This window comes from Hydrogenophaga sp. T2 (assembly GCF_049843535.1).
GTDB classification, from domain to species: domain Bacteria; phylum Pseudomonadota; class Gammaproteobacteria; order Burkholderiales; family Burkholderiaceae_C; genus Hydrogenophaga; species Hydrogenophaga crocea.
Window position 1 is genome coordinate 25,070 of record NZ_JBBHZJ010000004.1, and the last position, 23,822, is coordinate 48,891.

Here is a 23,822-nt window from a genome sequence, read left to right on the forward strand (position 1 = left end):
TCAACCGGTCGTTCCGTTGCCGGCGTTGGGGGTCTGGCGCTCGTCGCGGCCCGCGGGCCGGCCCTTGCGGCTCGCGGCCACGATCTGGCGCAGCGCGTTCAGGATCTCCAGGCTCACGCGCTCCTGGCGCAGCACGCTGCGCTCGATGCGCAGCAGCCGCTCGCCGAGTTCTTCGGCGTTCACCTGGGTGAGCTGCTGGTGCACCGCGTCGGCCACCGCGGGGTCGATCTCGAGATCGAGCGGGTCGAGCTCGTCGGTGAGCGTGGGCAGGCGGTCGGGCGGCGGTGCCACGGCCAGGTGGCCCCAGCGCTGCGGGTCGGCCGGCGCACGGGCGGGCGCGGGCGCGTTCTCGGCCTTGTACTCGGCGAGCACCTCGCGGAAGGCTTCCAGCGACAGGTGCGTCTGCTCGGCCAGGAAGCCCTGCAGCAGCAGCCGGTCCATGAGCAGGTTGATGCGGCGCGGGATGCCGCCCGATTCTTCCTGCAGCAGCGCGTAGATCGCCGGGTCGATGCTGGGGTTGCCGCTGTAGCCCGCGCACTTGAGGCGGTGCTCCACATAACCCTGCGTGTCTTCTTCGTCCAGCGGGCCGAGGTGGCAGCGCGCGGTCACGCGCTGGCGCAGCTGCAGCATGCCCGGGCTTTGCAGGATGTCGCGGAACTCGGGCTGGCCGATCAGGAAGGTTTGCAGCAGGGCCTGGTCACCGAACTGGAAGTTCGAGAGCATGCGCAGCTCTTCAACCGCCTGCGGCTGCAGGTTCTGCGCTTCGTCCACGATCAGCAGGCAGCGCTTGCCCTGCGAGACCTGGGTGATGAAGTAGGCCTCCAGGGCCATCAGCAGGTCGGCCTTGCCGTTGCTCTTGACGCTCACGCCGAACGCCGCGCACACCAGCTTGAGCGCGTCTTCGGCGCCGAGCTGCGTGCTCACGAGCTGGGCCGCCACCACGGTGCCGTTCTCCAGGCTGTCGAGCAGGTCGCGCACGATGGTGGTCTTGCCCGCGCCCACCTCGCCGGTGATGACGATGAAGCCCTCGCCGCGCATCACGCCGTACACCAGGTACGAGCGCGCACGGCGGTGCGGCTTGCCGCTGAAGTAGAAGCGCGGGTCGGGGTTGAGCTGGAACGGCTTGCTGGTGAGGCCGTAGAAGTCTTCGTACATGGGTCAGAACCGTTGAACCAGGGCGCCCAGGATCGCGGTCTCCCGGTAGGGAAGAAGGGAATCGGTGCTGGTGTGGCGCAGCAGCACCGAGCCGGTGGTGCGGCGCGCAAGCCGTGCGCTCAGGCCCACCGAGACCGCGGTCTGGCGGCTGCTCAGCGTGCTCACCTGGCCTTCGGTCTCGCGGCGCGTCAGCGAGAAGTTGAGCGCGAGCCGGGGCGTGAGGCGGTGCGCGTAGAGCACGGCCCAGCCCTGCTCGTCGAGCGTGTTGCTGAGGTCGAAGTCGTCACCGATGGCCTGCGCGTTGTTGAGCCGGCGCGCCGAGGAGCGCTCGATCAGGAAGGTGAGCACGCCGCGCTGACCAAGCAGCGCAGCGCTCAGTTGCTGGTTGCGCTGCACCGTGGCGCTGGCCGTGAGGTAACCGGGCAAGGTCGTGGAATCGCCCTGCAGGCCCAGGCGCGCGAGTTCGGACTGCACCAGCTGCGCGCGGCGCACGGGATCGGGTTCGAGCGACTGGTAGAGGTTGTTGAACAGCTCGTTGAGCGTGGCGCCGTTGGTGTCAAGGCCCAGCTGGCCGGTGTTGAGGCTGCGTGCGTCGGTGTAGCGCAGCAGCACCCGGCGCATGCGGTATTCGAGCGCGACGTCGTGGCCGTTGCCATAGAAGTGCTTGCTGCGCGAGGCCGCGACGCGCGCGAGCTCCACGGGCCGCCAGTCCACACCCAGGGTGTGGCTGTTGTAGCCGGTGCGCTCGGGCGTGAGCAGGTCGTTGTATTCACGACCGCCCTGCACGAAGCCCTGCAGCGTGGGCGTGAACGCGTAGCGCAGCAGCGCGAGCGCGGTCTGGTAGGTGGTGGAGCGCCCGGCGTTGTAGTCGATCTCGTTCTGCGAGGCCGACAGCTCCCAACCCAGCCGGCCCACCTCGGCCGCGCTGCCCAGGCGCGCGTTCCAGCCGGTCTCGTCCATGTCGTAGCGGTCCGAGATCGCGGTGCGCCAGCTCTGGCGCGTGTAGCGCAGCTCGTAGTCGAGCCGGTTGTCCCAGGTGCCGCGCAGGAACGGCGAGACGCGGAACCGCTTGGTCTCCGACAGGTTCGTGGGGTTGGTGCCGCCCACGGGCTGCGGACCGAGCGCGGACACGCGTTCGTCGCCGATGTTGCCGTTGAACTCGATGAAGGCCGCCTGGTTCCAGGCGTCGAGCAGCAGGTCGCTCTGCAACGCCTGGCGGCGCTGGTTCTCGCCCACGCCCAGCGCGGGGACCTGGCCCGACAGGCTGTAGTCGACGTTGCCCGTGAGGCGCGGCAGGTTGAACGCGGCGCTCACCCCGGCGCCGAGCTCGGTGGTGAGCTCGGCCTCGCGGTTGGTGTTGGCCAGGCGGTAGTTGTCGGAATAGGTCTGCGTGACGAACACCCGCGGCTCGATCCACAGGCGCGGCGGCGGGCCCGAGGGCCTCTCCAGCGTGGCGTCGGCCGCGCCGGCGGCGTTCGACGGTGCGGGCAGGCCCTGCGCGGCCAGCCAGGGGCTGACCGCCAGCAGGCAGGCTGCGGCGATCGCGTGCCGCAGGCCGGGCGTGGGGGAAACAGGGGTTCGCGTCACGGCGGGGTTCCTGCGGGGTTCAGGCGCTGGCCGACGAAGGCGCCGCGCTGTAGCCGTAGCCATAGCCGTAGGACGACTTGTCTTCCTTGTGCACCTGGTTGAGCACCATGAGCTTGATGGGGCAGCTCTCGATGGTCTCGAGCGCCTGGCGCACCTGGGCGCGCTGGGTGTGGCCGGCCTGCACCACCACCACGATCTGGCCCATGTGCGTGGCCAGCACGCGCGACTCGGTGGTCATGAGCAGCGGCGGCGAGTCGAACACGATCACGCGCTCGGGATAGCGGCGGCCCATCTCCTCGACCAGCGCGCTCATGGCGTCACTGGCCAGCAGCTCGGTGGCGCGCGCGTGCGGGCGGCCGCTGGGCAGCAGCGAGAGCTTGTCGATGTTGGTGCGCAGCAGCGCCTCGGACATTTCGAGCTGCTCGCCCATGAGCAGGTCCATGAGGCCGGGGCCCGAGGGCAGGCCCAGGGTCTTCATGACCGAAGGGCGCGACACGTCGGCGTCGACCAGCAGCACCGTGTGGTCGAGCTCCATGGCGATGCTCATGGCCAGGTTCACCGCGGTGAAAGTCTTGCCCTCGCCGGGCATCGAACTCGTGACCATGATGCGGTTGCCGTTGCGCACCGGCACCGCGCCCTTGCCCGTGGCATTGGCCAGCAGCGGGCGCTTGAGCACGCGGAACTGGTCGGCCGTGGGGCTTCGCTGGGCGTTCGGCGTGATGATGCCGGCCGCCTGCAGCACGTCGAGGTCGAGTTCGACGACGCGCGAGGTCACCGCCGGACGCGCCGGCTCGGAGGACAGGGGGCGCGGGTGCGCGGCGTCGTGCCGCGTGTTCAGCGGCGGCAGCGGCGGCAGGTCGCTCGTGGTCGGGACCTCGGCGCCGGCTTTCCTGAGTTGCTCGAGGCGCTGGGCGGCCTTCTCGATCAGACTGGACATGGGCTCGGGTTCCGTTCAGGCAGAGGATTGATGGATGGACAGCGCCACCATGCCGATCGCCAGCAGCACGACCAGCGCCAGCACCGAGGCCACGACGCGCAGGATGCTGCGGCCTTCGCGCTGGCGCACCTGGGCGCTGCGCACCAGCGTGACGGTGCCCAGCAGCGGCAGGTCGACCGCGCCGCGCAGGCTGGCGGCGTCGAAGAACACCGGCCGCAGGTTGCTCAGCAGCAGGGTCGAGCCGATGCCGGCCGCGAGTGCTGCCAGCAGCACCACGGGCATCAGCAGCACGCGGTTGGGCGCCACGGGGCGGCGGCCCACCTGGGGCGGCTCCACCACGCGGAACTGCGCCAGCCGCGAATCGCTCTGCAGCTCGTTGCTCAGGGCCACGGTCTCGCGGCGCCCCACCAGGTCTTCGTAGTTCTTGCGGTGCACGTCGTAGTCGCGGTTGAGCTGGGCCAGCTCGGCCTCGATCTGCGGTGCGGCCTTGGCCTGCTCGCGGATGCGCGCGCCGCGGCTTTCGTACTCGCCCAGGCGGGCGCGCAGCGAAGCCACCTGCACCTCGGCCGCGGCCAGGGTGCGCGACATCTCGATCACCGTGGGGTTGGCCTCGATGCCGCTGCGCTGCGTGCCGGCGGCCTGCGCCTGGCGGCGCAGTTCGTCGACCTGGCGCGCCTTCTGCTGTTCGAGTTCGGCGATCAGCTTGCGGGTGTTCTCGACGTCGGGGTGGCGGTCGGTGTAGCGCTGCAGCAGGCCATCGAGGTTGCGCTTGAGTTCGGTCAGGCGCGCATCGACCTCGGGCGTGGCGAAGCCACCGGTGTTCTGCGTGGCCGCGCGGGCCAGGTTGCGCGCCTGTTCGAGCTGTGCGCGCGCCGCTTCGCGCGCGCTTTCGGCTTCGCGCAGTTCGAGGCGGGCCTGGCTCACCTGGGTGGTGTTCTCGGCGATGCGCGCGGCCATGTCGATGTTGCCCTGCGTCTGCATGTCGATGTGGCGCAGCTTGAAGTCTTTCAGGCGCGACTCGGCCTCGCTGAGCTTGGCCTCGTAGTTGCGGATCTGCTCGTCGATGAATTCGCGCGCGTTCTTCGAGTCGGCGCTGGAGGCGCCTTCGCGCGAGGCGATGAAGGCCTTCATGAGCGCGTCCACCACGTGCAGCGCGAACTGCGGGCTCTCGTCGCGCATCGAGATCGTGTAGAGATTGTCGCGGCCGGTCGACTTGAGCTGGATGTTCTGCATCATCCGCGCCACCAGCGCGTCGCGCTGCGCCTTGGTGCCGTTGGCCACGCCGAAGTCGGTCGTCTCGACCAGCTTCTCGATGGTCGGGCGGCTGATGAGCGTGCGGCCCAGCATGGCCACCTGCTGGTCCACGTCGGGCTGGATGGTGAGACCGGCCATCAGCGGGCGCAGGATGGACTGCGTGTCCACGTAGACGCGCGCGCTGGCCTCGAAGCGGTCGGGGATGAACATGACCCCCACGGTGGCCAGTGCGGCCACGAGCCAGGCCACGATCACGCCGGTGCGGCGGTACAGCCACATGCCGCGCAAGGCGTTGCCGAGTTGTTGGATGAAATCGTGCATGCGGAAACGAACCCCGGAGTGCCCAGCGGCCGGCGCAGCCGCGCCGGCCGTTCAGGTCAGAACGATCAGAACCAGCCCTGAGGAATGATCAGGATGTCGCCAGGCAGCATTTCGACGTTGGCCGAGATGTCGCCGCGCTTGACGAGGTCGTCGAGGCGCACGCTGTAGCGCTTGTTGCCTTCGGCGGCGCGCACGATGGTGGCCTTGTTGCCATTGGCGAATTCGGTGAGGCCGCCGGACGCGATGAGCACGTCCATCACGGTCATGCGGGCGCGAAACGGCAGCGCCTGCGGCTTGGCCGCCTCGCCCACCACGCGCACCTGCTCGCCGTGCGAGCCCACGAAGTTGGTGACGATCACGGTGACGACCGGGTCGCGCACGAACTTGCCGAGCGCTTTCTCCACGTCGCGCGCGATTTCCTGCGAGGTCTTGCCCTGGGCCAGCAGTTCGTCCACCAGCGGGGCCGAGACCTTGCCGTCGGGGCGCACCGGCACCACGGCCGACAGCTCGGGGTTGCGCCAGACGTTGATGGACAGGGTGTCACCGGGTCCGACGAGGTAGTTGTAGCCGGCGCTGCTCGCGGCCTGCACCGGAGCCGGCGGATAGCTCCCCGTGGAAGCACATCCGGCCAGCACGGCGGCGGCGGCGAAAGCGCCCATCCAGACCATCGCGCGAGAACCAACGGACGTATGTTTTTGCATGCTCGTCACCTCCAACCGGGGAGTAAATGTTAATAAAAGTTAACAACTTGGAAACTATACCTGAAGGTACTCCTTACCCGCATGTCTCCCGGCCCCTGTGCATCGCCCATAGGGGGGACAGGCATGCATTACTGCACACGAGAGCCGATTCGTCGACGCGAACGGTCGGCCCGACGGATTGGCGGCGGTAGTGCCAATACCGGTGGTGGGTACCCGTGTCCCACGCCGGCCCGGGAACGTCGGGGCGCCGCATAAAATCCGGGTTTTCCTCCAACCCAGCCAAGCTCCATGTCCCTCTTTTCCGCCGTCGAAATGGCCCCGCGCGACCCGATCCTGGGTCTGAACGAGCAATTTGCCGCCGATACCAACCCCAACAAGGTCAACCTCGGTGTCGGGGTGTACTTCGACGAGAACGGAAAGCTGCCGCTGCTGCAGTGCGTGCAGCAGGCCGAGAAGGCCATGATGGACAAGCCCGCCGCGCGCGGCTACCTGCCCATCGACGGCATCGCCGCCTACGACAACGCGGTCAAGGGCCTGGTGTTCGGCGCCGACAGCGAGCCCGTGAAGGCCGGCCGTGTGGCCACGGTGCAGGCCCTGGGCGGCACCGGCGGCCTCAAGATCGGCGCCGACTTCCTCAAGCGGCTGAACCCCAAGGCCAAGGTGCTGATCAGCGACCCGAGCTGGGAAAACCACCGCGCGCTGTTCACCAACGCTGGCTTCGAGGTCGGCACCTATGCGTACTACGACCCGGCCAAACGCGGCGTGAACTTCGAGGGCATGCTGGCCAGCCTGCGCGCGGCCGAGGCCGGCACCATCGTGGTGCTGCACGCCTGCTGCCACAACCCCACGGGCTACGACATCACCCCCGCGCAGTGGGACCAGGTGGTGGCGGTGGTGAAAGAGCGTGGTCTCACCGCGTTCCTCGACATGGCCTACCAGGGCTTCGGCCACGGCATCGCCGAGGACGGCGCGGTGATCGGCAAGTTCGTGGCCGCCGGTCTGCTGTTCCTGGTGTCCACCTCGTTCTCCAAGAGCTTCAGCCTCTACGGCGAGCGCGTGGGCGGGCTCTCGGTGCTGTGCGCCGACAAGGCCGAGGCCGACCGCGTGCTGTCGCAGCTCAAGATCGTGATCCGCACCAACTACTCCAACCCGCCCACGCACGGCGGCGCGGTGGTGGCCGCGGTGCTCAACAACCCCGAGCTGCGCGCGCTCTGGGAGAAGGAGCTGGGCGAGATGCGCGTGCGCATCAAGGCCATGCGCCAGAAGCTGGTCGACGGCCTCAAGGCCGCGGGCGTGAAGCAGGACATGGGCTTCATCACCGACCAGATCGGCATGTTCAGCTATTCGGGCCTGAGCAAGGACCAGATGGTGCGCCTGCGCACCGAGTTCGGCGTGTATGGCACCGACACCGGTCGCATGTGCGTGGCCGCGCTCAACGGCAAGAACATCGACCACGTCTGCAAGTCGATCGCCGCGGTGCTCTGAGCCGCGCGCACCCGCAGCAAAAAGGCCACCTTCGGGTGGCCTTTTGCTTGGGCCCTGTGCCCGGGCTCAGCCCCAGACCATCGATCGCATCGAGATCGACGCGGCCTGGAAGCCCTCGTTGAAGAAGCGCACCGCCTCGCCGGGCTCGGCCGCCCCCGCCGCGTAGAGCAGCGGCAGGTAGTGGTCGTGGCTCGGGTGCGACAGCCGGGCGCTGTCACCCCAGCGCTGAAAATCGGCCAGTTGCCCGGGGTCGCCCGCGGCCACGGCCTCGGCCACGCGCTGATCGAAGTCGATCGCCCAGTCATAGGCCTGGTCATCGGGCGCCTGGCGCTGCAGCGCGCGCAGGTTGTGCACGGTGTTGCCGCTGGCCACGATCAGCACGCCCTGCGTGCGCAGCGCGCGCAGCTCGCGGCCCAGGGCCAGGTGTTCGGCCGGCGGGCGGCCATCGTCCATGCTCAGCTGCACCACGGGGATGTCGGCCTCGGGGAACATGGGCTTGAGCACCGACCAGGCGCCGTGGTCCAGCCCCCATTCCCCCATGTCCAGGCCCAGCGGCGCGCCATCGGGCTGGCGCACCGCGGCCGCGATCTCGCGCGCCCGCTCGGGCGCACCGGGTGCGGGGTATTGCTGGTCGAACAGGGCCTGCGGGAAGCCGCCGAAATCGTGGATGGTGCGCGGCTGCGCCATGGCCGTGAGCCACCAGCCCTCGGTGAGCCAGTGCGCCGACACGCACAGGATCAGCCGGATCGGCAGGCCGCGCGCGCGCAGCTCGGGCCCCAGCGCCTGCCATTGGCGGCGCCAGCGGTTGTCGCCAATGGCGTTCAGGGGGCTGCCGTGGCCGACGAACAGCACCGGCAGGCGATCGGGGGTGGTCATGGGGCCGATTGTGCGGCCCGGGTGTTCGCGAACGCGACAGTTGGGGCCATTTCCTGCGTGTTCTCCCTCACATGAGGGGCATGCCTTCCTGCTACATTGCACCGCAACATAAGCCCTCGCCCACGCCATGCTGTACCAGTTCTACGAAACGCAGCGCTCGATGATGGAGCCCTTCGCCGACCTCGCCGAAGTCGCATCGCGCCTGTTCACCAACCCGGTGCTGCCCTTCGCGCAACTGCCCATGGCACAGCGCATCTCGGCCGCCTACGACCTGATGCACCGGCTCGGCAAGGACTACGAAAAGCCCGAGTTCAACATCCGCACGGTGCGCGTGAACGGCGTGGAAGTGCCGATCCACGAGCAGGTGGAGGTGGACCTGCCGTTCTGCGAACTGCGCCGCTTCAAGCGCTTCACCGACGACCCGGCCACGCTCACCACGCTCAAGTCGCAGCCCGTGGTGCTGGTGGTGGCGCCGCTGTCCGGCCACTACGCCACGCTGCTGCGCGACACCGTGCGCACGCTGCTGCAGGACCACAAGGTCTGCATCACCGACTGGAAGAACGCGCGCCTGGTGCCCATGTCCGACGGTGAATTCCACCTCGACGACTACGTGAACTACGTGCAGCGTTTCATCCGCCACCTGCAGGGCATCTATGGCAACTGCCACGTGATGAGCGTGTGCCAGCCCACGGTGCCGGTGCTCGCGGCGGTCTCGCTCATGGCCAGCCGCGGCGAGAAGCTGCCGCTGTCCATGACCATGATGGGCGGCCCCATCGATGCGCGCAAATCGCCCACCGCGGTGAACAACCTGGCCATGCAGCGCAGCTTCGAGTGGTTCGAGAACAACGTGATCTACCGCGTGCCCGACAAATTCCCCGGCGCGGGCCGCCGCGTGTACCCGGGCTTCCTGCAGCACACGGGCTTCGTGGCCATGAACCCCGACCGCCACGCCAAGAGCCACTACGACTACTTCCAGGACCTGGTCAAGGGCGACAACGACAGCGTCGAGGCGCACCGCAAGTTCTACGACGAGTACAACGCCGTGCTCGACATGGACGCCGACTACTACCTGGAGACCATCCGCACGGTGTTCCAGGAGTTCCAGCTGGTCCACGGCACCTGGCACGTGAAGAACGAACAGGGTCAGGCCGAACGCGTGCGGCCGCAGGACATCCGCGGCATCGGCCTGCTCACGGTCGAGGGCGAGCTCGACGACATCTCGGGTTCGGGCCAGACCGCGGCCGCGCACGAGCTGTGCACCGGCATCCCGCCCACCCACAGCCGCCACTACGAGGCCAAGGGCGCGGGCCACTACGGCATCTTCAGCGGCCGCCGCTGGCGCGAGATGGTCTATCCCGTGGTGAAATCCTTCATCGCCGAACACGAGCGCGGCCAGGCCGCCCCCGCGGCCAAGCCCACCCGCAAGACGGCCGCCAAGAAAGCCGCTGCGCCGCGCAAGGCCGCGGCCCCGAGCCCGGCCGCCGCGCCCCGCGCGCGCCGCACCACCGCCAAAGCCTGACCCCCTCGCGGGGCGGGCGCCCCGCCGACATGAACGAACTCGCCCGCCGCATCGACCAGGCCCTGCCCCAGACGCAGTGCCAGCGCTGCGGCTACCCCGACTGCGCCCGCTATGCCCAGGCCATCGCCGACGGCGAGGCCGGCATCAACCAGTGCCCGCCCGGCGGCCAGGAAGGCGTGCAGCGCCTGGCCGCGCTCACCGGCCGCCGCGCCCTGCCCCTGGACCCGAAATTCGGCATCGAAGGCCCGGTGACGGTGGCCGTGATCGACGAGGCCTGGTGCATCGGCTGCACGCTGTGCATCAAGGCCTGCCCCACCGACGCCATCGTGGGCGCGAACAAGCGCATGCACACCGTGATCGAGCCGTATTGCACGGGCTGCGAGCTCTGCATCCCGGTGTGCCCGGTCGACTGCATTTCGCTCGACAACGTGAGCGGCGGGCGCACCGGCTGGGCCGGCTGGTCGCCGGCGCAGGCGGCCATGGGACGCGAGCGTTACCTGGCGCGCCAGCAACGCACGGCGCGCGAGGCCGCCGAACACGCGCAGCGCCTGGAACACAAGGCCGAGGCCAAGCTGGCCGACCTGGCCGCGGCGTCGACGCTGACCGACCCCGGGGCGCTCGATCGCAAGCGCGCGGTGATCGAGGCCGCACTGGCCCGCGCCCGGGCCAAGCGCCAGGCCCCGCCCGGCTGAACGAACGCGCTCAGGCGCGCGCGGCCGCGGTCTTGTAGACGCCGCAGCCCACGTAGAGCGCGTCGACCTTCACCACGTAGGACATCTTGGCCTGCACCGCGCCGCTGGTGGGGTTGACGATGTCGTACTCGACCCAGCCCGGCCCTTCTTCGGCCTGCGCCACGATGGCCGCGAGCAGCGCCTGGCCGTCGATGCCGGCGATGTCCTGCACCCGGCTGCCCACCTTCTCGGGCTTGCCGCCGAAGGCGCGGTAGACGCCGGTGCTGTCGAGCGCGAACACGTACATGTCGCGGTCGTGGAAAGGCTGCGACGGGTCGGTGAGGTCGCGCACGAAGGCGTCGGGCGTGCTCTGGCGCCGATGCGCGAGTGCGCGATCGACCAGCGCCATGGCCTCTTCGGCCGTGCCCTGCTGCAGCTTGAAGCTCGACACGGCGCGCGCCAGGTGCGCGGCGCGGCGCTCCAGCAGGTCGGCCTGCTGCACGGCGCGCTCCACCATCTGGGCGTTGTGCTGGGTGATCTGGTCGAGCTGGTGCACCGCGGTGCTGATTTCGCTCAGGCCCGTGCTTTGCTCGGCGCTCGAAGCCGAGATCAGCGACATGTTGCTGGCCACGCCGCGCACGCCGTCGACGATCTGGTCGATGCTCTGGCCGGCCGCGCGGATCTGCGACACGCCGGTCTCGACCTGGCTGCGCGAGGCCTCGATCAGGCCGCGGATCTGGCGCGCCGATTCGGCCGAGCGCTGTGCGAGGCCGCGCACCTCGCTGGCCACCACGGCAAAGCCGCGGCCCTGCTCGCCCGCGCGCGCGGCTTCCACCGCGGCGTTGAGCGCCAGGATGTTGGTCTGGAACGCGAGGCTGTCGATCACGCCGATGATCTCGTTCATCTGCGCCGCGCGCTTCTGGATGCCTTCGACGGTGACCACCGCCTGGCCCATGGAGCCCGCGCCGTGTTCGGCCGCATCGCGCAGCTGGGCCGCGCGGCGGTCGGACTCGCCCGCGGTCTGCGCGTTCTGCGCCACCGTGCCGGTGAGCTGCTGCACGCTGGCCGCGGTCTGTTCGAGGTTGGCGGCCTGCTGTTCGGTGCGGTCGGCGAGCTCGCGGTTGCCGCTGGCCAGGCTCTGGCCCGCATGCGCCACCAGCGCCGAGTTGCTGCGCACCTCGGCCACCATGGCCGACAGGCTGCTCACCATGCGGTCGAGCAGCCGCGCCAGCTCGGCCAGCTCGTCCTTGCCCTCGGCGCGGATGCCGGTGCGCAGGTTGCCCGCGGCCACCTCGCCCATCACGGCGACCACGCGCTGGAACTCGCTTGCAAACGCACTGTGGAAGGCCGCCAGGGCATAGACCAGCAGCAGCGTGCCGGCGATGTCCACCGGCCACAGCGACCAGCCGGGCGCGAGCCAGAGGATCAGGCCGTTGGCGGCCAGCGGCCAGAGCGCCGCGATCGCCAGCAGCGTGAGCTTGCCGCCCAGCGCAAAGCGGCGCATCAGCGCCACGCCGGGGCGCATCAAGGGGTTCGGGGTCGCCATGGGTGTCAGCGCTCCTGCAGCGGTGTGGTGCGGGGCCCGGCGTGCCAGCCGGTCGGAAGTGGTGACAGCTTAGGTGGCGCGACGGGCGGCAAAGCCCCGAACAGCGGCGGCAAATGGCCCTTGTTCGCGCGCGCTCAGGCCGGCCTGGCCTGCAGCGCGGCGAAGGCCTGCACCACCTCGGGCGGGGCCTGCACCAGTTCGATCAGCACGCCCTCGCCCGCGATCGGGAATTCCTCGTTCGCCTTGGGGTGCAGGAAGGTGATGTCGAAGCCCGCCGCGCCTTTGCGGATGCCGCCCGGCGCAAAGCGCACGCCCTGCCGCGTGAGCCATTCCACCGCCGCGGGCAGGTCGTCGATCCACAGGCCGATGTGGTTGAGCGGCGTGGTGTGCACCGCGGGCTTTTTCTCGGGGTCCAGCGGCTGCATCAGGTCGACCTCGACCTTGAACGGGCCGCTGCCGATCGCGCAGATGTCTTCGTCGACGTTCTCGCGCTCGCTGCGGAAGGTGCCGGTGACTTCGAGGCCGAGCATGTCGACCCAGAGTTTCTGCAGGCGCAGCTTGTCGGGGCCGCCGATGGCGATCTGCTGCACGCCGAGCACGCGGAAGGGTCGTTGCGTCGTCGTCATGGCCGGCCTCACTCGAACTCGACGATGGGCTGGTCCACCGCCAGCGAATCGCCCTGCTTGGCGACCACCTTGGCCACCACGCCGTCGGCCGAGGCGAACAGCACGTTTTCCATCTTCATGGCCTCGATCACGGCCACGCGTTCGCCGGCCTGAACCTTCTGACCCGGCTGCACGGCCACCTGCACCAGCAGGCCGGGCATGGGCGAGAGCACGTATTTGCTCATGTCGGGCGGCGCCTTGAAGGGCATGAGCGCGTGCAGCTCGGCCATGCGCGGCGACACCACCATGGCCTCGATGCGCGTGCCGTTGTGCTGCACCACGAGCGCGAGCGGGTTGCGCGGCGTGCCGCGTTCGAGCTGGGCGGTGAAGGCGCGGTCGTTGCACTGGCCGGTGATCACCACGTCGTTGAGGCGCGAGGGGCTGTGGATGGCGTAGCGCTGGCCCGCCACCGTGACCACCGCGGCGCCGATCTGCCCCACCACCTCGTCCACGTGCACCGGCACCTGGCGGTGCTGGCCGGCCTTGTCGAGCACGATCACGGTGTAGTCGTGGCCCACCTTCACGCCGTAGCCGGGCAGCTGGCCGCTCAGGCCGGCCGCGCGCTCGCGGCTCTTGCGGCGCACGAAGGCCGCGAGCGCCACGAGGAAGTCGGGGTCGTCGTGCGGCACGTCCTCGGCGCGAAAGCCCTGGCCGTAGTGCTCGGCGATGAAGCCGGTGTTGAAGTCGCCCTTGACGAACTTGGGGTGCGCGAGCAGCGCGGCCTGGAACGGGATGTTGCTCTGCACGCCGCGGATCACGAAGCCGTTGAGCGCCTCGCGCATCTTGGCGATGGCGTCGTTGCGGTCTTTGCCGTGCACGATGAGCTTGGCGATCATCGAGTCGTAGTACATGGGGATCTCGCCGCCGTCCTGCACGCCGGTGTCCACACGCACGCCCTGCAGGTGCTGCGTGTCGGCCTGCCACATGGTCTGCGGCGGCGCGATGAAGCGCACCAGACGGCCCGTGCTGGGCAGGAAGTTGCGGAACGGGTCTTCGGCATTGATGCGGCACTCGATGGCCCAGCCCTCGCGCTTGACGTCGGCCTGGGCCAGCGGCAGCTTCTCGCCCGCGGCCACGCGGATCATCAGCTCCACCAGGTCGAGGCCGGTGATGCACTCCGTCACCGGGTGCTCGACCTGCAGGCGCGTGTTCATCTCGAGGAAATAGAAGTCCTGGTCCTTGCCGACCACGAACTCCACCGTGCCCGCGCTCTGGTACTTCACGGCCTTGGCCAGGGCCACGGCCTGCTCGCCCATGGCCTGGCGCGTGGCCTCGCTGATGAAGGGCGACGGCGCCTCTTCGATCACCTTCTGGTGGCGGCGCTGGATCGAGCACTCGCGCTCGTTGAGGTAGATCACGTTGCCGTGCGCATCGCCCAGCACCTGGATCTCGATGTGGCGCGGCTCCTGGACGAATTTCTCCATGAACACGCGGTCGTCGCCGAAGCTGTTGCGCGCCTCGTTGCGGCAGCTCGAAAAGCCCTCGTGGCATTCCTTGTCGTTGAAGGCCACGCGCAGGCCCTTGCCGCCGCCGCCCGCGCTGGCCTTGATCATCACGGGGTAGCCGATCTTCTGCGCGATGGCGACCGCCTCTTCAGGCGACTGGATGGGTTCGTTGTGGCCCGGGATGGTGCTGACCTTGGCCTCGTTCGCGAGCTTCTTGGACGCGATCTTGTCGCCCATGGCCGCAATGGAGTAATGCTTGGGCCCGATGAAGACCAGGCCGGCCTCCTCGACCTTGCGCGCGAAGTCTTCGTTTTCCGACAGGAAGCCGTAGCCCGGGTGGATGGCCTCGGCGCCTTTCTCTTTCGCGGCCGCGATGATGGCGTCGCCGAGCAGGTAGCTCTCGCGCGAGGGCGGCGGACCGAGGCGCACCGCCTCGTCGGCGAGCTGCACGTGGCGCGCTTCCCTGTCGGCGTCGGAGTACACCGCCACGGTGGCGATGCCCAGCTTGCGGGCGGTGGCGATCACGCGGCAGGCGATCTCGCCGCGGTTGGCAATCAGGATCTTCTTGAACATGTTCTTCTCTCCTCGGGCCATCAGAGCGGGATGTTCCCGTGCTTGCGCCACGGGTTCTCGAGCTTCTTGTCCTTGAGCATCACCAGCGACCGGGCGATGCGCTTGCGCGTCTCGTGCGGCAGGATCACGTCGTCGATGAATCCGCGCGCGCCGGCCACGAAGGGGTTGGCGAAGCGGGCCTTGTACTCGGCCTCGCGCTGCGCGAGCTTGGCCGGGTCCTTCTTTTCCTCGCGGAAGATGATCTCCACCGCGCCCTTGGCGCCCATCACCGCGATCTCGGCGTTGGGCCAGGCGAAGTTCACGTCGCCGCGCAGGTGCTTGGAGGCCATCACGTCGTAGGCGCCGCCGTAGGCCTTGCGCGTGATCACGGTGATCTTGGGCACGGTGCACTCGGCGTAGGCGTAGAGCAGCTTGGCGCCGTGCTTGATGATGCCGCCGTACTCCTGAGAGGTGCCGGGCATGAAGCCGGGCACGTCCACGAAGGTGACCACCGGGATGTTGAAGCAGTCGCAAAAGCGCACGAAGCGCGCGGCCTTGATGGAGCTCTTGATGTCCAGGCAGCCCGCCAGCACCAGCGGCTGGTTGGCCACGATGCCCACGGTCTGGCCGTCCATGCGCGCGAAGCCGATCAGGATGTTCTTGGCGTACTCGGGCTGCAGTTCGAAGAAGTCGCCGTCGTCCACGATCTTGAGGATCAGCTCCTTCATGTCGTAGGGCTTGTTCGGGTTCTCGGGCACCAGCGTGTCCAGGCTCAGCTCCATGCGGTCGATGGGGTCGCCGCTGGGGCGCACTGGCGCTTTCTCGCGGTTGTTGAGCGGCAGGTAGTTGAACAGGCGGCGCAGCATGAGCAGCGCTTCCACGTCGTTGTCGAAGGCCAGATCGGCCACGCCGCTCTTGGTGGTGTGGGTGATGGCGCCGCCCAGCTCTTCGGCCGTCACCTCTTCGTGGGTCACGGTCTTCACCACCTCGGGGCCGGTCACGAACATGTAGGAGCTGTCCTTGACCATGAAGATGAAGTCGGTCATGGCCGGCGAGTACACCGCGCCGCCCGCGCTCGGGCCCATGATCATGCTGATCTGTGGCACCACGCCGCTGGCCATCACGTTGCGCTGGAACACCTCGGCATAACCGCCGAGCGAGGCCACGCCCTCCTGGATGCGCGCGCCGCCCGAGTCGTTCAAGCCGATCACCGGCGCGCCGACCTTCATGGCCTGGTCCATGACCTTGCAGATCTTCTCGGCGTGGGCCTCGGAGAGTGCGCCGCCGAAGACGGTGAAGTCCTGGCTGAAGACGAACACCAGGCGGCCGTTGATCATGCCGTAGCCGGTGACCACGCCGTCGCCGGGGATCTTGTTGTCCTGCATGCCGAAGTCGGTGCAGCGGTGCTCCACGAACATGTCCCACTCTTCGAAGGTGCCTTCGTCGAGCAGCACCTCCAGGCGTTCGCGCGCCGTGAGCTTGCCCTTGGCGTGCTGGGCTTCGATGCGCTTTTCGCCCCCGCCCAGGCGGGCGCGGGCGCGCTTGTCTTCGAGTTGTTGCAGGATGTCTTGCATGGTGCTTCTCCGGAGGAATCAGTCGAACAGCGCGAGCAACTGCCGCGCCGCGGTGCTCGCGGGCAGCTGCCCGGCGAGCACTTGGGTGGTGGTGGCTTCGAGCGCGGCGCGCACCGCGGGGTGCTCGCGAAAGCGCTGCTTCAGGCCGGCGTCGATGCGCTCCCACATCCAGGCGCGGGCCTGGCGCTGGCGGCGCGCGGCGAGCTCGCCGTTGGCCGTCTGCAGGGTGCGAAAGCGCTCGATCTCGGCCCAGAAGGCATCGATGCCCTGGGCCTTGAGCGCGCTCAGCTGCATCACGGTGGGGTGCCAGTGCGCCGTGTCGTGCGCCGCGTGTTCGGGCCGCCCATGCTGGCCCAGCAGGCGCAGCGACGAGGTGATCATGGCGCGCGCGCGGGTCGCGGCGTCGGGGTCGATGTCGGCCTTGTTGATGACCACCAGGTCGGCGATCTCCATCACGCCCTTCTTGATCGCCTGCAGATCGTCGCCCGCGTTGGGCAACTGCAGCAGCACGAAGCAGTCGGTCATGGCGGCCACCGCGGTCTCGCTCTGGCCCACGCCCACGGTCTCGACGATCACCACGTCGAAGCCCGCGGCTTCGCAGACCAGCAGGGCCTCGCGCGTTTTTTCGGCCACGCCGCCCAGGGTGCCGCCGCTCGGGCTGGGACGGATGAAGGCGCGCTCGTGCACCGAGAGCTGCTCCATGCGCGTCTTATCGCCCAGGATGGAGCCGCCCGAGACCGTGCTCGAGGGGTCGATGGTGAGCACCGCCACGCGGTGCCCCTGCGCGATCAGGTGCAGGCCCAGGGCCTCGATGAAGGTGCTCTTGCCCACGCCGGGCACGCCCGACAGGCCCATGCGAAAGGCATTGCCCGTTTTCGGCAGCAGCGCGGTGAGCAGCGCATCGCCCTGCGCGCGGTGGTCGGCGCGCGTCGATTCGAGCAGCGTGATGGCCTTGGCCATGGCGCGGCGCTGCGCCATGCCCTGGCCGTGCACGATGCCGTCGAACAGCGCGTGCGGCGTCACGGCCAGGCTCAAGCGACGGCCTTCTTGATCTGCTCCAGCACGTCCTTGGCGCTGGCGGGAATCGGCGTGCCCGGGCCGTAGATGCCCTTGACGCCGGCCTCGTAGAGGAAGTCGTAGTCCTGGCGCGGAATCACGCCGCCCACGAAGACGATGATGTCGTCGGCGCCCTGCTTCTTGAGCTCGGCGATGATGGCCGGCACCAGCGTCTTGTGGCCGGCGGCCAGCGTGCTCACGCCCACGGCGTGCACGTCGTTCTCGATCGCCTGACGGGCGCATTCCTCGGGGGTCTGGAACAGCGGGCCCATGTCGACGTCGAAGCCGAGGTCGGCGAAGGCCGTGGCCACCACCTTGGCGCCGCGGTCGTGGCCGTCCTGGCCGAGCTTGGAGATCATCACGCGCGGGCGGCGGCCGTGCTGCTCGCCAAAGGCCGCGATCTCCTGTTGCAGTTGCGCCCAACCCTCGGCGCTGTCGTAGGCGGCGGCGTACACGCCGGTCACCTTCTGGGTGTCGGCGCGGTGGCGGCCGAAGGCTTTTTCGAGGGCATCGCTGACTTCTCCCACGGTGGCGCGCAGGCGCATGGCGCGGATGGACAGGTCGAGCAGGTTGCCCTGCCCGGATTCGGCGGCCGCGGTCAGCGCGTCGAGCGCGGCCCGAACGGCGGCGCTGTCGCGCGTGGCGCGGATCTGCTGCAGGCGTGCCACCTGCTGCTCACGCACCTTCACGTTGTCGATGTCGAGGATCTCGACCGGGTCTTCGTTCTTGAGCTTGTACTTGTTGACGCCGACGATGACGTCCTTGCCCGAGTCGATGCGGGCCTGCTTCTCGGCCGCGGCGGCCTCGATCTTGAGCTTGGCCCAGCCGCTGTCCACGGCCTTGGTCATGCCGCCCATGGCGTCGACCTCTTCGATGATGGCCCACGCCGCGTCGGCCATCTGCTGCGTGAGCGTTTCCATCATGTACGAGCCGGCCCAGGGGTCGACCACGTTCGTGATGTGCGTCTCTTCCTGAATGATGAGCTGCGTGTTGCGCGCGATGCGCGCGCTGAACTCGGTGGGCAGCGCGATGGCTTCGTCGAGCGCGTTGGTGTGCAGGCTCTGCGTGCCGCCGAACACCGCAGCCATGGCCTCGATGGTGGTGCGCACCACGTTGTTGTACGGGTCCTGCTCGGTCAAGCTCCAGCCCGAGGTCTGGCTGTGCGTGCGCAGCATCAGGCTCTTGGGATTCTTCGCGCCGAAGCCCTTCATGATGCGGCACCACAGCAGGCGGGCCGCGCGCATCTTGGCGATCTCCAGGTAGAAGTTCATGCCCACCGCCCAGAAGAACGAGAGGCGGCCCGCGAAGGCGTCCACGTCCAGGCCCTTGGCCATCGCGGTCTTCACGTACTCCTTGCCGTCGGCCAGGGTGAAGGCGAGCTCGAGCGCCTGGTTGGCCCCGGCCTCCTGCATGTGGTAGCCCGAGATGCTGATCGAGTTGAACTTGGGCATGTGGCCCGCGGTGTACTCGATGATGTCGCCGATGATCCGCATGCTCGGCTCGGGCGGGTAGATGTAGGTGTTGCGGACCATGAACTCCTTGAGGATGTCGTTCTGGATGGTCCCGCTGAGCTGGTCCTGCGCCACGCCCTGCTCTTCGGCCGCGATCACGTAGCCCGCGAGCACCGGCAGCACGGCGCCGTTCATGGTCATGGACACGCTGACCTTGTCGAGCGGAATGCCGTCGAACAGGATCTTCATGTCCTCCACGCTGTCGATGGCCACGCCGGCCTTGCCCACGTCGCCCGTCACGCGCGGGTGGTCGCTGTCGTAGCCGCGGTGGGTGGCGAGGTCGAAGGCCACCGACACGCCCTGCCCGCCCGCGGCCAGGGCCTTGCGGTAGAAGGCGTTCGATTCTTCGGCGGTGGAAAAACCCGCGTACTGGCGGATCGTCCAGGGCCGCACCGCGTACATGGTGGCCTGCGGACCGCGGATGAACGGCTCGAAGCCGGGCAGCGTGTCGGTGTACGGCAGGTCTTTCAGGTCGGCCGCGGTGTAGAGCGGCTTGACCGCGATGCCGTCGGGCGTGGTCCAGGTCAGCGCGTCGAGGTTGCCGCCAGGGGCGGACTTGGCGGCGGCCTGGGTCCAGTCGGTCAGCGTGGCGCGCTTGAAGGCATCGGAGGGTTGGCTCATGGCAGTGGCAAAGGCAATGGGCAGGGTCGCCGGGAGCTCCGGCGCAATGGCCGCGAGTCTACATCATTCATAATTATTGATGCAGAATTTTTGTCCGCGTAGAATGCGCGCCTGCATGGACACCGCCACCGCCCCCACCTCCGCGGCCTCGCTGGCCCCGCGCGCCCTCTACGAAGAGGTGGCCGAGCTGCTGCGCCAGCGCATTTTCCGCCGCGAGCTCGAGCCCGGCAGCTGGATCGACGAACTCAAGCTCGCCGAGGAATACGGCATCAGCCGCACACCGCTGCGCGAGGCGCTCAAGGTGCTGGCCGCCGAAGGCCTGGTGACCATGAAGGTGCGCCGCGGCGCCTACGTGACCGAAGTGTCCGAGAAGGACCTGCGCGACGTCTACCACCTGCTGTCGCTGCTCGAGGCCGACGCCGCGGGCGAGGTGGCGGCACACGCCCCGGCCTCGGCCATCGCCGAGCTCGCGGCCCTGCACCAGGAACTGGAAACCGCCCAGGCCGAGCGCGACCGCTTCTTCGCGGTCAACGAGCGCTTTCACCTGCGGCTGCTGGAGCTGGCCGACAACCGCTGGCGGCTGCAGATGGTGAGCGACCTGCGCAAGGTCATGAAGCTCAACCGCCACCACTCGCTGTTCAAGACCGGGCGCATCGAAGAATCGCTGGCCGAGCACCGGGCCATCCTGGCCGCGCTGCAGGCCCGCGACGGTGCCCTCACGGTGCAGCGCATGCGCGAACACTTCGCGAGCGGCCTCGAGGCCGCCACCTAGGCCGGCAAGGCTTCCGGCTCGTCGCTCACGTGCGCCTGGGCCATGGCCCAGACCTCGCGCGGCGGCAGCGGCTTGAGGCGGTGGTCGCTCCACACCTGGCGCCACTTGCGCGCGCCGCGCAGGCCGTGGCGCAGGCCCAGCATGTGGCGCGCGATCGCGTACCACGGGCAGCCGTCTTCGGCGTGGGCGCGCTCCATGTAGCGCACCATCTGGTCTTCCACCCATTCGCGCGTGACGGTGCTCGGTGCGTCGCCGTAGAAGGCCTCGTCCCAGGTGGTGAGCAGCCAGGGGTGGTGGTAGGCCTCGCGCCCCAGCATCACGCCGTCCACGTGCTGCAGGTGCTCGGCGATCTGCGCATTGGTGGTGATGCCGCCGTTGACCGCGATCGTGAGCCGGGGAAAGTCGCGCTTGAGCCGGTGCGCGAGCTCGTAGCGCAGCGGCGGGATCTCGCGGTTCTCTTTGGGGCTCAGGCCCTGCAGCCAGGCGTTGCGTGCGTGCACGATGAAAACCTCGCAGCCGGCCTCGGCCACGGTGCCCACGAAGTCGCGCACGAATTCGTAGCTCTCGGTCTTGTCGATGCCGATGCGGTGCTTGACCGTGACGGGCAGTGACACCGCGTCCTTCATCGCCTTCACGCCATCGGCCACGGTCTGCGGCTCGGCCATCAGGCAGGCGCCGAAGGCGCCGCGCTGCACACGCTCGCTCGGGCAGCCGCAGTTGAGGTTGATCTCGTCGTAGCCCCAGTCCTCGCCCATCTTCGCGGCACGGGCCAGGTCGTCGGGCTCGCTGCCCCCGAGCTGCAGCGCCACCCGGTGTTCCTCGGCATTAAAGCGCAGGTGGCGTTGCACGCTGCCGTGCATCAGCGCGCCCGTGGTCACCATCTCGGTGTACAGCAGGGTGTGCTTCGTGAGCAGGCGGTGCAGGTAGCGGCAGTGGCGGTCCGTCCAGTCCATCATCGGCGCGACGGACAAGCGCCATGGACTAAGCTTTTGATTTAATTGACTTTTTTCCATCGGTTTTCTGGCCGATTGGGCTTGTGTGCAGTTCTGAGTGCACATGAGGTGCACACAAAGTAGATCAGGCGTGTACGATGAATGCACGATTGGACGCACAGAGACTGCACACGAATGCCCACATTGTCCCAGCTACCCAGTGGAAAGTGGCGAGCCCAGGTTAGGCGGGCCGGCATGTACCGCGCCGCCACCTTTGCAACCAAGCGCGAGGCGAAGGACTGGGCCATGGTGGTGGAGAGCCAGCTCGGGCACGTGGCCGCCTCGGGGTTCGCGCCGGTGCCAAAGACCGCAACCCTGGGCGACCTGATCGACAAGTACCTGGACACCCAGGCGCGCGACCCGGGCAAGACCAAGGCCGCCACCCTCGAGATGCTCAAGCGCGAGCTCGGCGCCGTCAAACTGGCCAGCCTCAATTCCATCGTGCTGCGCGACTTCATTGACGACCGGCTCGAAGCCGGCGCCGGCGGCGTGACCGTGGCGGCCGATCTGAGCTTCCTCTCGGCCGTGCTCAAGTGGGGGCGTCACGCGCGCAAGCTGGACATCCCCGAGAACCTGGCTACCGAAGCGCGCGAGAGCCTCAAGCACCGCGGGCTGAGCACGCGCAGCCGCGAGCGCGACCGCGAGCCCACCGACGAGGAGCTGCAGCGCCTTTTCGATCACTGGGCCGCGCGGCCTCGCCAGCGCATCGACATGCCGATGCTGGTGCGCTTCGCGCTGGCCACCGGGATGCGCCAGGGCGAGATCTGCCGGCTGCAGGTGGAGGACATCAACCGCGAGCGGCGCACCGTGGTGATCCGCGACCGCAAGGACCCGCGCCAGAAGGCTGGCAACGACCAGACCGTCCCCCTCCTCCCTGACGCCTGGGCGATCGTGGAGCCGCTGATCGCGGACCGCACCGAGGGCAGCCTGTTCGGGGTGCTGGCGGCATCGGTGTCGACCGCCTTCACGCGGGCCTGTCAGGACACGACGCCGCCGATCGAGGATCTGACCTTCCATGACCTACGGCACCGCGCCACCGCCCAGTTCTTCCGCATGGGCCTGCAGATCCCGCAGGTGGCGCTGCTCACCGGACACAAGACCTGGGCGATGCTGCGCAGGTACACCGCCGTCAAGCCCGAGGACGTGCTGGCGGCTATCGAGAAAGCGGCAAGCCCTGCGCCGTCGAGCAGGGCAAAAGGCGGGATCAAGCAGCGCGGCAACGCTGCCTGATCCCTGACCACATGAACGAGAGAGGTTCACATGGCTACCCGAGACTCTACCAACGACGCTTTGGCCGAACAGCGAGCCATCATCAGCCGCCTGTTCGATGACATCAAGCAACGCGACGAACAAGCCTATGCGATGGTCAGCGCCATCAAGAGCTGGCTCCCGAACGACCTGCAACCTGACGACAGCGGGGAGAAGTGCACTACACAGTACCTGCTCGACCTCCTCGAAGGCCTGCTCGAGAACCACACGCTGTTTCATGAGATGAAGAGGCAGATTGCCGTACTCGGCGAGGTGCAAGCATGAGCGCCGAAGTCACCATCGCGGAATCGCGCCACAACCTCGCAAGAGACGCCAACCATGAGACATCCGCAATCGTCGAACTGCTGCGCAGCAAGCTCACCGGCGACGATGTCGGTACTGACGACCTGCGGCTCATTCGGGGGCTGGTGCTGCGCCTTCATGTGCTCAACGATGTGATGTTCGACACCGTGATCGAAAGCGAAAAGATCGACGAAGCTGCGATCGCCAGGAAGCTGGGGCTGACGGTGTGAGCCGAGTGAGGCGTATGTGAGTGCGGAGGCTCTGAAGTCTTGGCTGCAGGGGAACCAGCGCGCGCCCGAATCTTGGCGTGCGCTGGCTACCCGTGCCATTGCATCAGTCGATCCCGACTTGTGGCCAGCAGGGGTCGGTCCCATGGTGCTGTTCGCCGCGGCGCAGAACGCAATGGCTCAGGCGCATGTTGAGATCAGTCGTCAGTCCCAGGAGGAGGAGGTGGCGGCACTCGACGCAGTCGGTCGAGCGATTGGGACCCTCCGTGACGCGATCGAGCGGTCTCCGCTACCGCGCGGGCGGGCCACGTTGACAGAGCTATCTGGTGGTGGACTTCCGCCAGCCTCGCTGTTGATCGGCTGGCGCGAAGTACCTGATGACTCGATGCCAGGAACCTACGCCACATCCGTGGTGGACATCCTCGCGCTCGCTGACGAGCTGCTCAAGCAGCACCGCGCAGGTCAGGCAGTTCGGGCCGTGACTCGACACCGCGGCAGGCCCAATGAAGTGGCCTTCGTGCGCTGGCTTTCGTATATCGCCCGCCACAAAAATCTGCGGCTCAAGCATGGCACCCTGGCCGCCTGGTGCAACGTCGCCACAGAATCGGTTCTAGACGCGAAAGACGTCGAAGTCATCCTCAGGAACACACCGAAGCCACTTAAGGCGCCACCCGCGCCGCGCTAAGTGGTCGCGCTGACAGTCGGCGCGAAATCAAATCCCGTCCATCTTGTTGACACCCGGTACACAGCCGGACAAAGGATGGGCCGAATGAGAGAAGCAGCAGAACACGAGCGTGTGCGGCA

General features: G+C 68.4%; 21 protein-coding genes. 8 read left to right on the forward strand and 13 right to left on the reverse strand.

All coding sequences use genetic code 11. The features are described 5' to 3' along the window. The 5 genes from WDZ95_RS10215 to WDZ95_RS10235 form a co-directional block, all read right to left on the reverse strand. Entirely contained in the window at nt 1–1,155 is a 1,155-nt protein-coding gene (locus WDZ95_RS10215) for an XrtA/PEP-CTERM system-associated ATPase (protein ID WP_425778096.1), read from the reverse strand. Nucleotides 1,156–1,158: 3 nt separating this feature from the next. Then, nucleotides 1,159–2,742: a TIGR03016 family PEP-CTERM system-associated outer membrane protein gene (locus tag WDZ95_RS10220; RefSeq protein ID WP_425778098.1), complete on the reverse strand. Its 1,584-nt coding sequence runs from the start codon at nt 2,740–2,742 to the stop codon at nt 1,159–1,161. A gap of 19 nt (nt 2,743–2,761) precedes the next feature. Next, nucleotides 2,762–3,679: an XrtA-associated tyrosine autokinase gene (locus tag WDZ95_RS10225; protein ID WP_425778100.1), complete on the reverse strand. Its 918-nt coding sequence runs from the start codon at nt 3,677–3,679 to the stop codon at nt 2,762–2,764. A 15-nt stretch (nt 3,680–3,694) separates the two neighbouring features. Beyond that, nucleotides 3,695–5,254: an XrtA system polysaccharide chain length determinant gene (locus WDZ95_RS10230; protein ID WP_425778102.1), complete on the reverse strand. Its 1,560-nt coding sequence runs from the start codon at nt 5,252–5,254 to the stop codon at nt 3,695–3,697. A 65-nt stretch (nt 5,255–5,319) separates the two neighbouring features. Further along, nucleotides 5,320–5,955: an XrtA/PEP-CTERM system exopolysaccharide export protein gene (locus tag WDZ95_RS10235; protein WP_166226381.1), complete on the reverse strand. Its 636-nt coding sequence runs from the start codon at nt 5,953–5,955 to the stop codon at nt 5,320–5,322. A 288-nt stretch (nt 5,956–6,243) separates the two neighbouring features. Between WDZ95_RS10235 and WDZ95_RS10240 the strand changes: the two genes are divergently transcribed. Further along, nucleotides 6,244–7,440, forward strand: a complete 1,197-nt coding sequence (locus WDZ95_RS10240) for an amino acid aminotransferase (RefSeq protein WP_425778104.1) — start codon at nt 6,244–6,246, stop codon at nt 7,438–7,440. A 66-nt stretch (nt 7,441–7,506) separates the two neighbouring features. On the opposite strand, the gene ygiD is transcribed toward WDZ95_RS10240, so the two are convergent. Next, nucleotides 7,507–8,316 (reverse strand): 4,5-DOPA dioxygenase extradiol, encoded by an 810-nt coding sequence (gene ygiD / locus WDZ95_RS10245; RefSeq protein WP_425778106.1) that lies wholly within the window; start codon nt 8,314–8,316, stop codon nt 7,507–7,509. 127 nt (nt 8,317–8,443) lie between these two features. On the opposite strand from ygiD, the gene WDZ95_RS10250 reads away from it, so the two are divergent. Both WDZ95_RS10250 and rsxB read left to right on the forward strand, forming a co-directional pair. Further along, nucleotides 8,444–9,835 carry a polyhydroxyalkanoate depolymerase gene (locus tag WDZ95_RS10250; RefSeq protein WP_425778108.1) on the forward strand — a complete coding sequence of 464 codons (1,392 nt, stop codon included), beginning with the start codon at nt 8,444–8,446 and terminating at the stop codon, nt 9,833–9,835. A 29-nt stretch (nt 9,836–9,864) separates the two neighbouring features. Further along, nucleotides 9,865–10,527 (forward strand): electron transport complex subunit RsxB, encoded by a 663-nt coding sequence (rsxB, locus tag WDZ95_RS10255; protein WP_425778110.1) that lies wholly within the window; start codon nt 9,865–9,867, stop codon nt 10,525–10,527. 10 nt (nt 10,528–10,537) lie between these two features. Here the strand turns inward: rsxB and WDZ95_RS10260 are convergent, their stop codons facing one another. The 6 genes from WDZ95_RS10260 to scpA all read right to left on the reverse strand — a co-directional run bounded on the left by WDZ95_RS10260 (nt 10,538) and on the right by scpA (nt 19,476). Next, nucleotides 10,538–12,052, reverse strand: a complete 1,515-nt coding sequence (locus tag WDZ95_RS10260; protein WP_425778112.1) for a methyl-accepting chemotaxis protein — start codon at nt 12,050–12,052, stop codon at nt 10,538–10,540. Nucleotides 12,053–12,186: 134 nt separating this feature from the next. Further along, nucleotides 12,187–12,678 (reverse strand): VOC family protein, encoded by a 492-nt coding sequence (locus WDZ95_RS10265; protein ID WP_425778114.1) that lies wholly within the window; start codon nt 12,676–12,678, stop codon nt 12,187–12,189. An 8-nt stretch (nt 12,679–12,686) separates the two neighbouring features. Next, nucleotides 12,687–14,735, reverse strand: coding sequence for an acetyl-CoA carboxylase biotin carboxylase subunit (locus WDZ95_RS10270; RefSeq protein WP_425778116.1), 2,049 nt, complete (start codon nt 14,733–14,735; stop codon nt 12,687–12,689). Nucleotides 14,736–14,755: 20 nt separating this feature from the next. Next, nucleotides 14,756–16,288: an acyl-CoA carboxylase subunit beta gene (locus tag WDZ95_RS10275; protein ID WP_425778118.1), complete on the reverse strand. Its 1,533-nt coding sequence runs from the start codon at nt 16,286–16,288 to the stop codon at nt 14,756–14,758. 18 nt (nt 16,289–16,306) lie between these two features. Continuing rightward, nucleotides 16,307–17,311, reverse strand: coding sequence for a methylmalonyl Co-A mutase-associated GTPase MeaB (gene meaB, locus WDZ95_RS10280; RefSeq protein WP_425778960.1), 1,005 nt, complete (start codon nt 17,309–17,311; stop codon nt 16,307–16,309). A gap of 8 nt (nt 17,312–17,319) precedes the next feature. Further along, nucleotides 17,320–19,476, reverse strand: a complete 2,157-nt coding sequence (scpA, locus tag WDZ95_RS10285; RefSeq protein ID WP_425778119.1) for a methylmalonyl-CoA mutase — start codon at nt 19,474–19,476, stop codon at nt 17,320–17,322. A 115-nt stretch (nt 19,477–19,591) separates the two neighbouring features. Here scpA and WDZ95_RS10290 point away from each other — a divergent pair, with 115 nt between their 5' ends. Then, a complete protein-coding gene (locus tag WDZ95_RS10290) occupies nt 19,592–20,248 on the forward strand; it encodes a GntR family transcriptional regulator (protein WP_425778121.1) in 657 nt (218 codons plus the stop codon). Here the strand turns inward: WDZ95_RS10290 and dusA are convergent. Beyond that, entirely contained in the window at nt 20,245–21,261 is a 1,017-nt protein-coding gene (dusA, locus tag WDZ95_RS10295) for a tRNA dihydrouridine(20/20a) synthase DusA (protein WP_425778123.1), read from the reverse strand. The genes WDZ95_RS10290 and dusA overlap by 4 nt on opposite strands. Before the next feature lie 174 nt (nt 21,262–21,435). Here dusA and WDZ95_RS10300 point away from each other — a divergent pair, with 174 nt between their 5' ends. The 4 genes from WDZ95_RS10300 (at nt 21,436) to WDZ95_RS10315 (ending at nt 23,703) form a co-directional block, all read left to right on the forward strand. Beyond that, nucleotides 21,436–22,470: a tyrosine-type recombinase/integrase gene (locus WDZ95_RS10300; RefSeq protein WP_425778125.1), complete on the forward strand. Its 1,035-nt coding sequence runs from the start codon at nt 21,436–21,438 to the stop codon at nt 22,468–22,470. 30 nt (nt 22,471–22,500) lie between these two features. After that, nucleotides 22,501–22,773 (forward strand): hypothetical protein, encoded by a 273-nt coding sequence (locus WDZ95_RS10305; RefSeq protein WP_425778127.1) that lies wholly within the window; start codon nt 22,501–22,503, stop codon nt 22,771–22,773. Continuing rightward, nucleotides 22,770–23,021 carry a hypothetical protein gene (locus WDZ95_RS10310; RefSeq protein ID WP_425778129.1) on the forward strand — a complete coding sequence of 84 codons (252 nt, stop codon included), beginning with the start codon at nt 22,770–22,772 and terminating at the stop codon, nt 23,019–23,021. The genes WDZ95_RS10305 and WDZ95_RS10310 overlap by 4 nt, the downstream gene beginning before the upstream one ends. 142 nt (nt 23,022–23,163) lie before the next feature. Further along, nucleotides 23,164–23,703: a hypothetical protein gene (locus WDZ95_RS10315; protein WP_425778131.1), complete on the forward strand. Its 540-nt coding sequence runs from the start codon at nt 23,164–23,166 to the stop codon at nt 23,701–23,703. Nucleotides 23,704–23,822 lie beyond the last annotated feature (119 nt).

Excerpts from the sequence above, each read along its gene's own strand:
- WDZ95_RS10215 (WP_425778096.1), bottom strand. The coding sequence starts at position 1,155 with ATGTACGAAGACTTCTACGGCCTCACCAGCAAGCCGTTCCAGCTCAAC.
- WDZ95_RS10225 (WP_425778100.1), bottom strand. The coding sequence starts at position 3,679 with ATGTCCAGTCTGATCGAGAAGGCCGCCCAGCGCCTCGAGCAACTCAGG.
- WDZ95_RS10230 (WP_425778102.1), bottom strand. The coding sequence starts at position 5,254 with ATGCACGATTTCATCCAACAACTCGGCAACGCCTTGCGCGGCATGTGG.
- WDZ95_RS10235 (WP_166226381.1), bottom strand. The coding sequence starts at position 5,955 with ATGCAAAAACATACGTCCGTTGGTTCTCGCGCGATGGTCTGGATGGGC.
- WDZ95_RS10240 (WP_425778104.1), top strand. The coding sequence starts at position 6,244 with ATGTCCCTCTTTTCCGCCGTCGAAATGGCCCCGCGCGACCCGATCCTG.
- ygiD (WP_425778106.1), bottom strand. The coding sequence starts at position 8,316 with ATGACCACCCCCGATCGCCTGCCGGTGCTGTTCGTCGGCCACGGCAGC.
- WDZ95_RS10250 (WP_425778108.1), top strand. The coding sequence starts at position 8,444 with ATGCTGTACCAGTTCTACGAAACGCAGCGCTCGATGATGGAGCCCTTC.
- rsxB (WP_425778110.1), top strand. The coding sequence starts at position 9,865 with ATGAACGAACTCGCCCGCCGCATCGACCAGGCCCTGCCCCAGACGCAG.
- WDZ95_RS10260 (WP_425778112.1), bottom strand. The coding sequence starts at position 12,052 with ATGGCGACCCCGAACCCCTTGATGCGCCCCGGCGTGGCGCTGATGCGC.
- WDZ95_RS10265 (WP_425778114.1), bottom strand. The coding sequence starts at position 12,678 with ATGACGACGACGCAACGACCCTTCCGCGTGCTCGGCGTGCAGCAGATC.
- WDZ95_RS10270 (WP_425778116.1), bottom strand. The coding sequence starts at position 14,735 with ATGTTCAAGAAGATCCTGATTGCCAACCGCGGCGAGATCGCCTGCCGC.
- WDZ95_RS10275 (WP_425778118.1), bottom strand. The coding sequence starts at position 16,288 with ATGCAAGACATCCTGCAACAACTCGAAGACAAGCGCGCCCGCGCCCGC.
- scpA (WP_425778119.1), bottom strand. The coding sequence starts at position 19,476 with ATGAGCCAACCCTCCGATGCCTTCAAGCGCGCCACGCTGACCGACTGG.
- WDZ95_RS10290 (WP_425778121.1), top strand. The coding sequence starts at position 19,592 with ATGGACACCGCCACCGCCCCCACCTCCGCGGCCTCGCTGGCCCCGCGC.
- dusA (WP_425778123.1), bottom strand. The coding sequence starts at position 21,261 with ATGGAAAAAAGTCAATTAAATCAAAAGCTTAGTCCATGGCGCTTGTCC.
- WDZ95_RS10300 (WP_425778125.1), top strand. The coding sequence starts at position 21,436 with ATGTACCGCGCCGCCACCTTTGCAACCAAGCGCGAGGCGAAGGACTGG.
- WDZ95_RS10305 (WP_425778127.1), top strand. The coding sequence starts at position 22,501 with ATGGCTACCCGAGACTCTACCAACGACGCTTTGGCCGAACAGCGAGCC.
- WDZ95_RS10310 (WP_425778129.1), top strand. The coding sequence starts at position 22,770 with ATGAGCGCCGAAGTCACCATCGCGGAATCGCGCCACAACCTCGCAAGA.
- WDZ95_RS10315 (WP_425778131.1), top strand. The coding sequence starts at position 23,164 with ATGGTGCTGTTCGCCGCGGCGCAGAACGCAATGGCTCAGGCGCATGTT.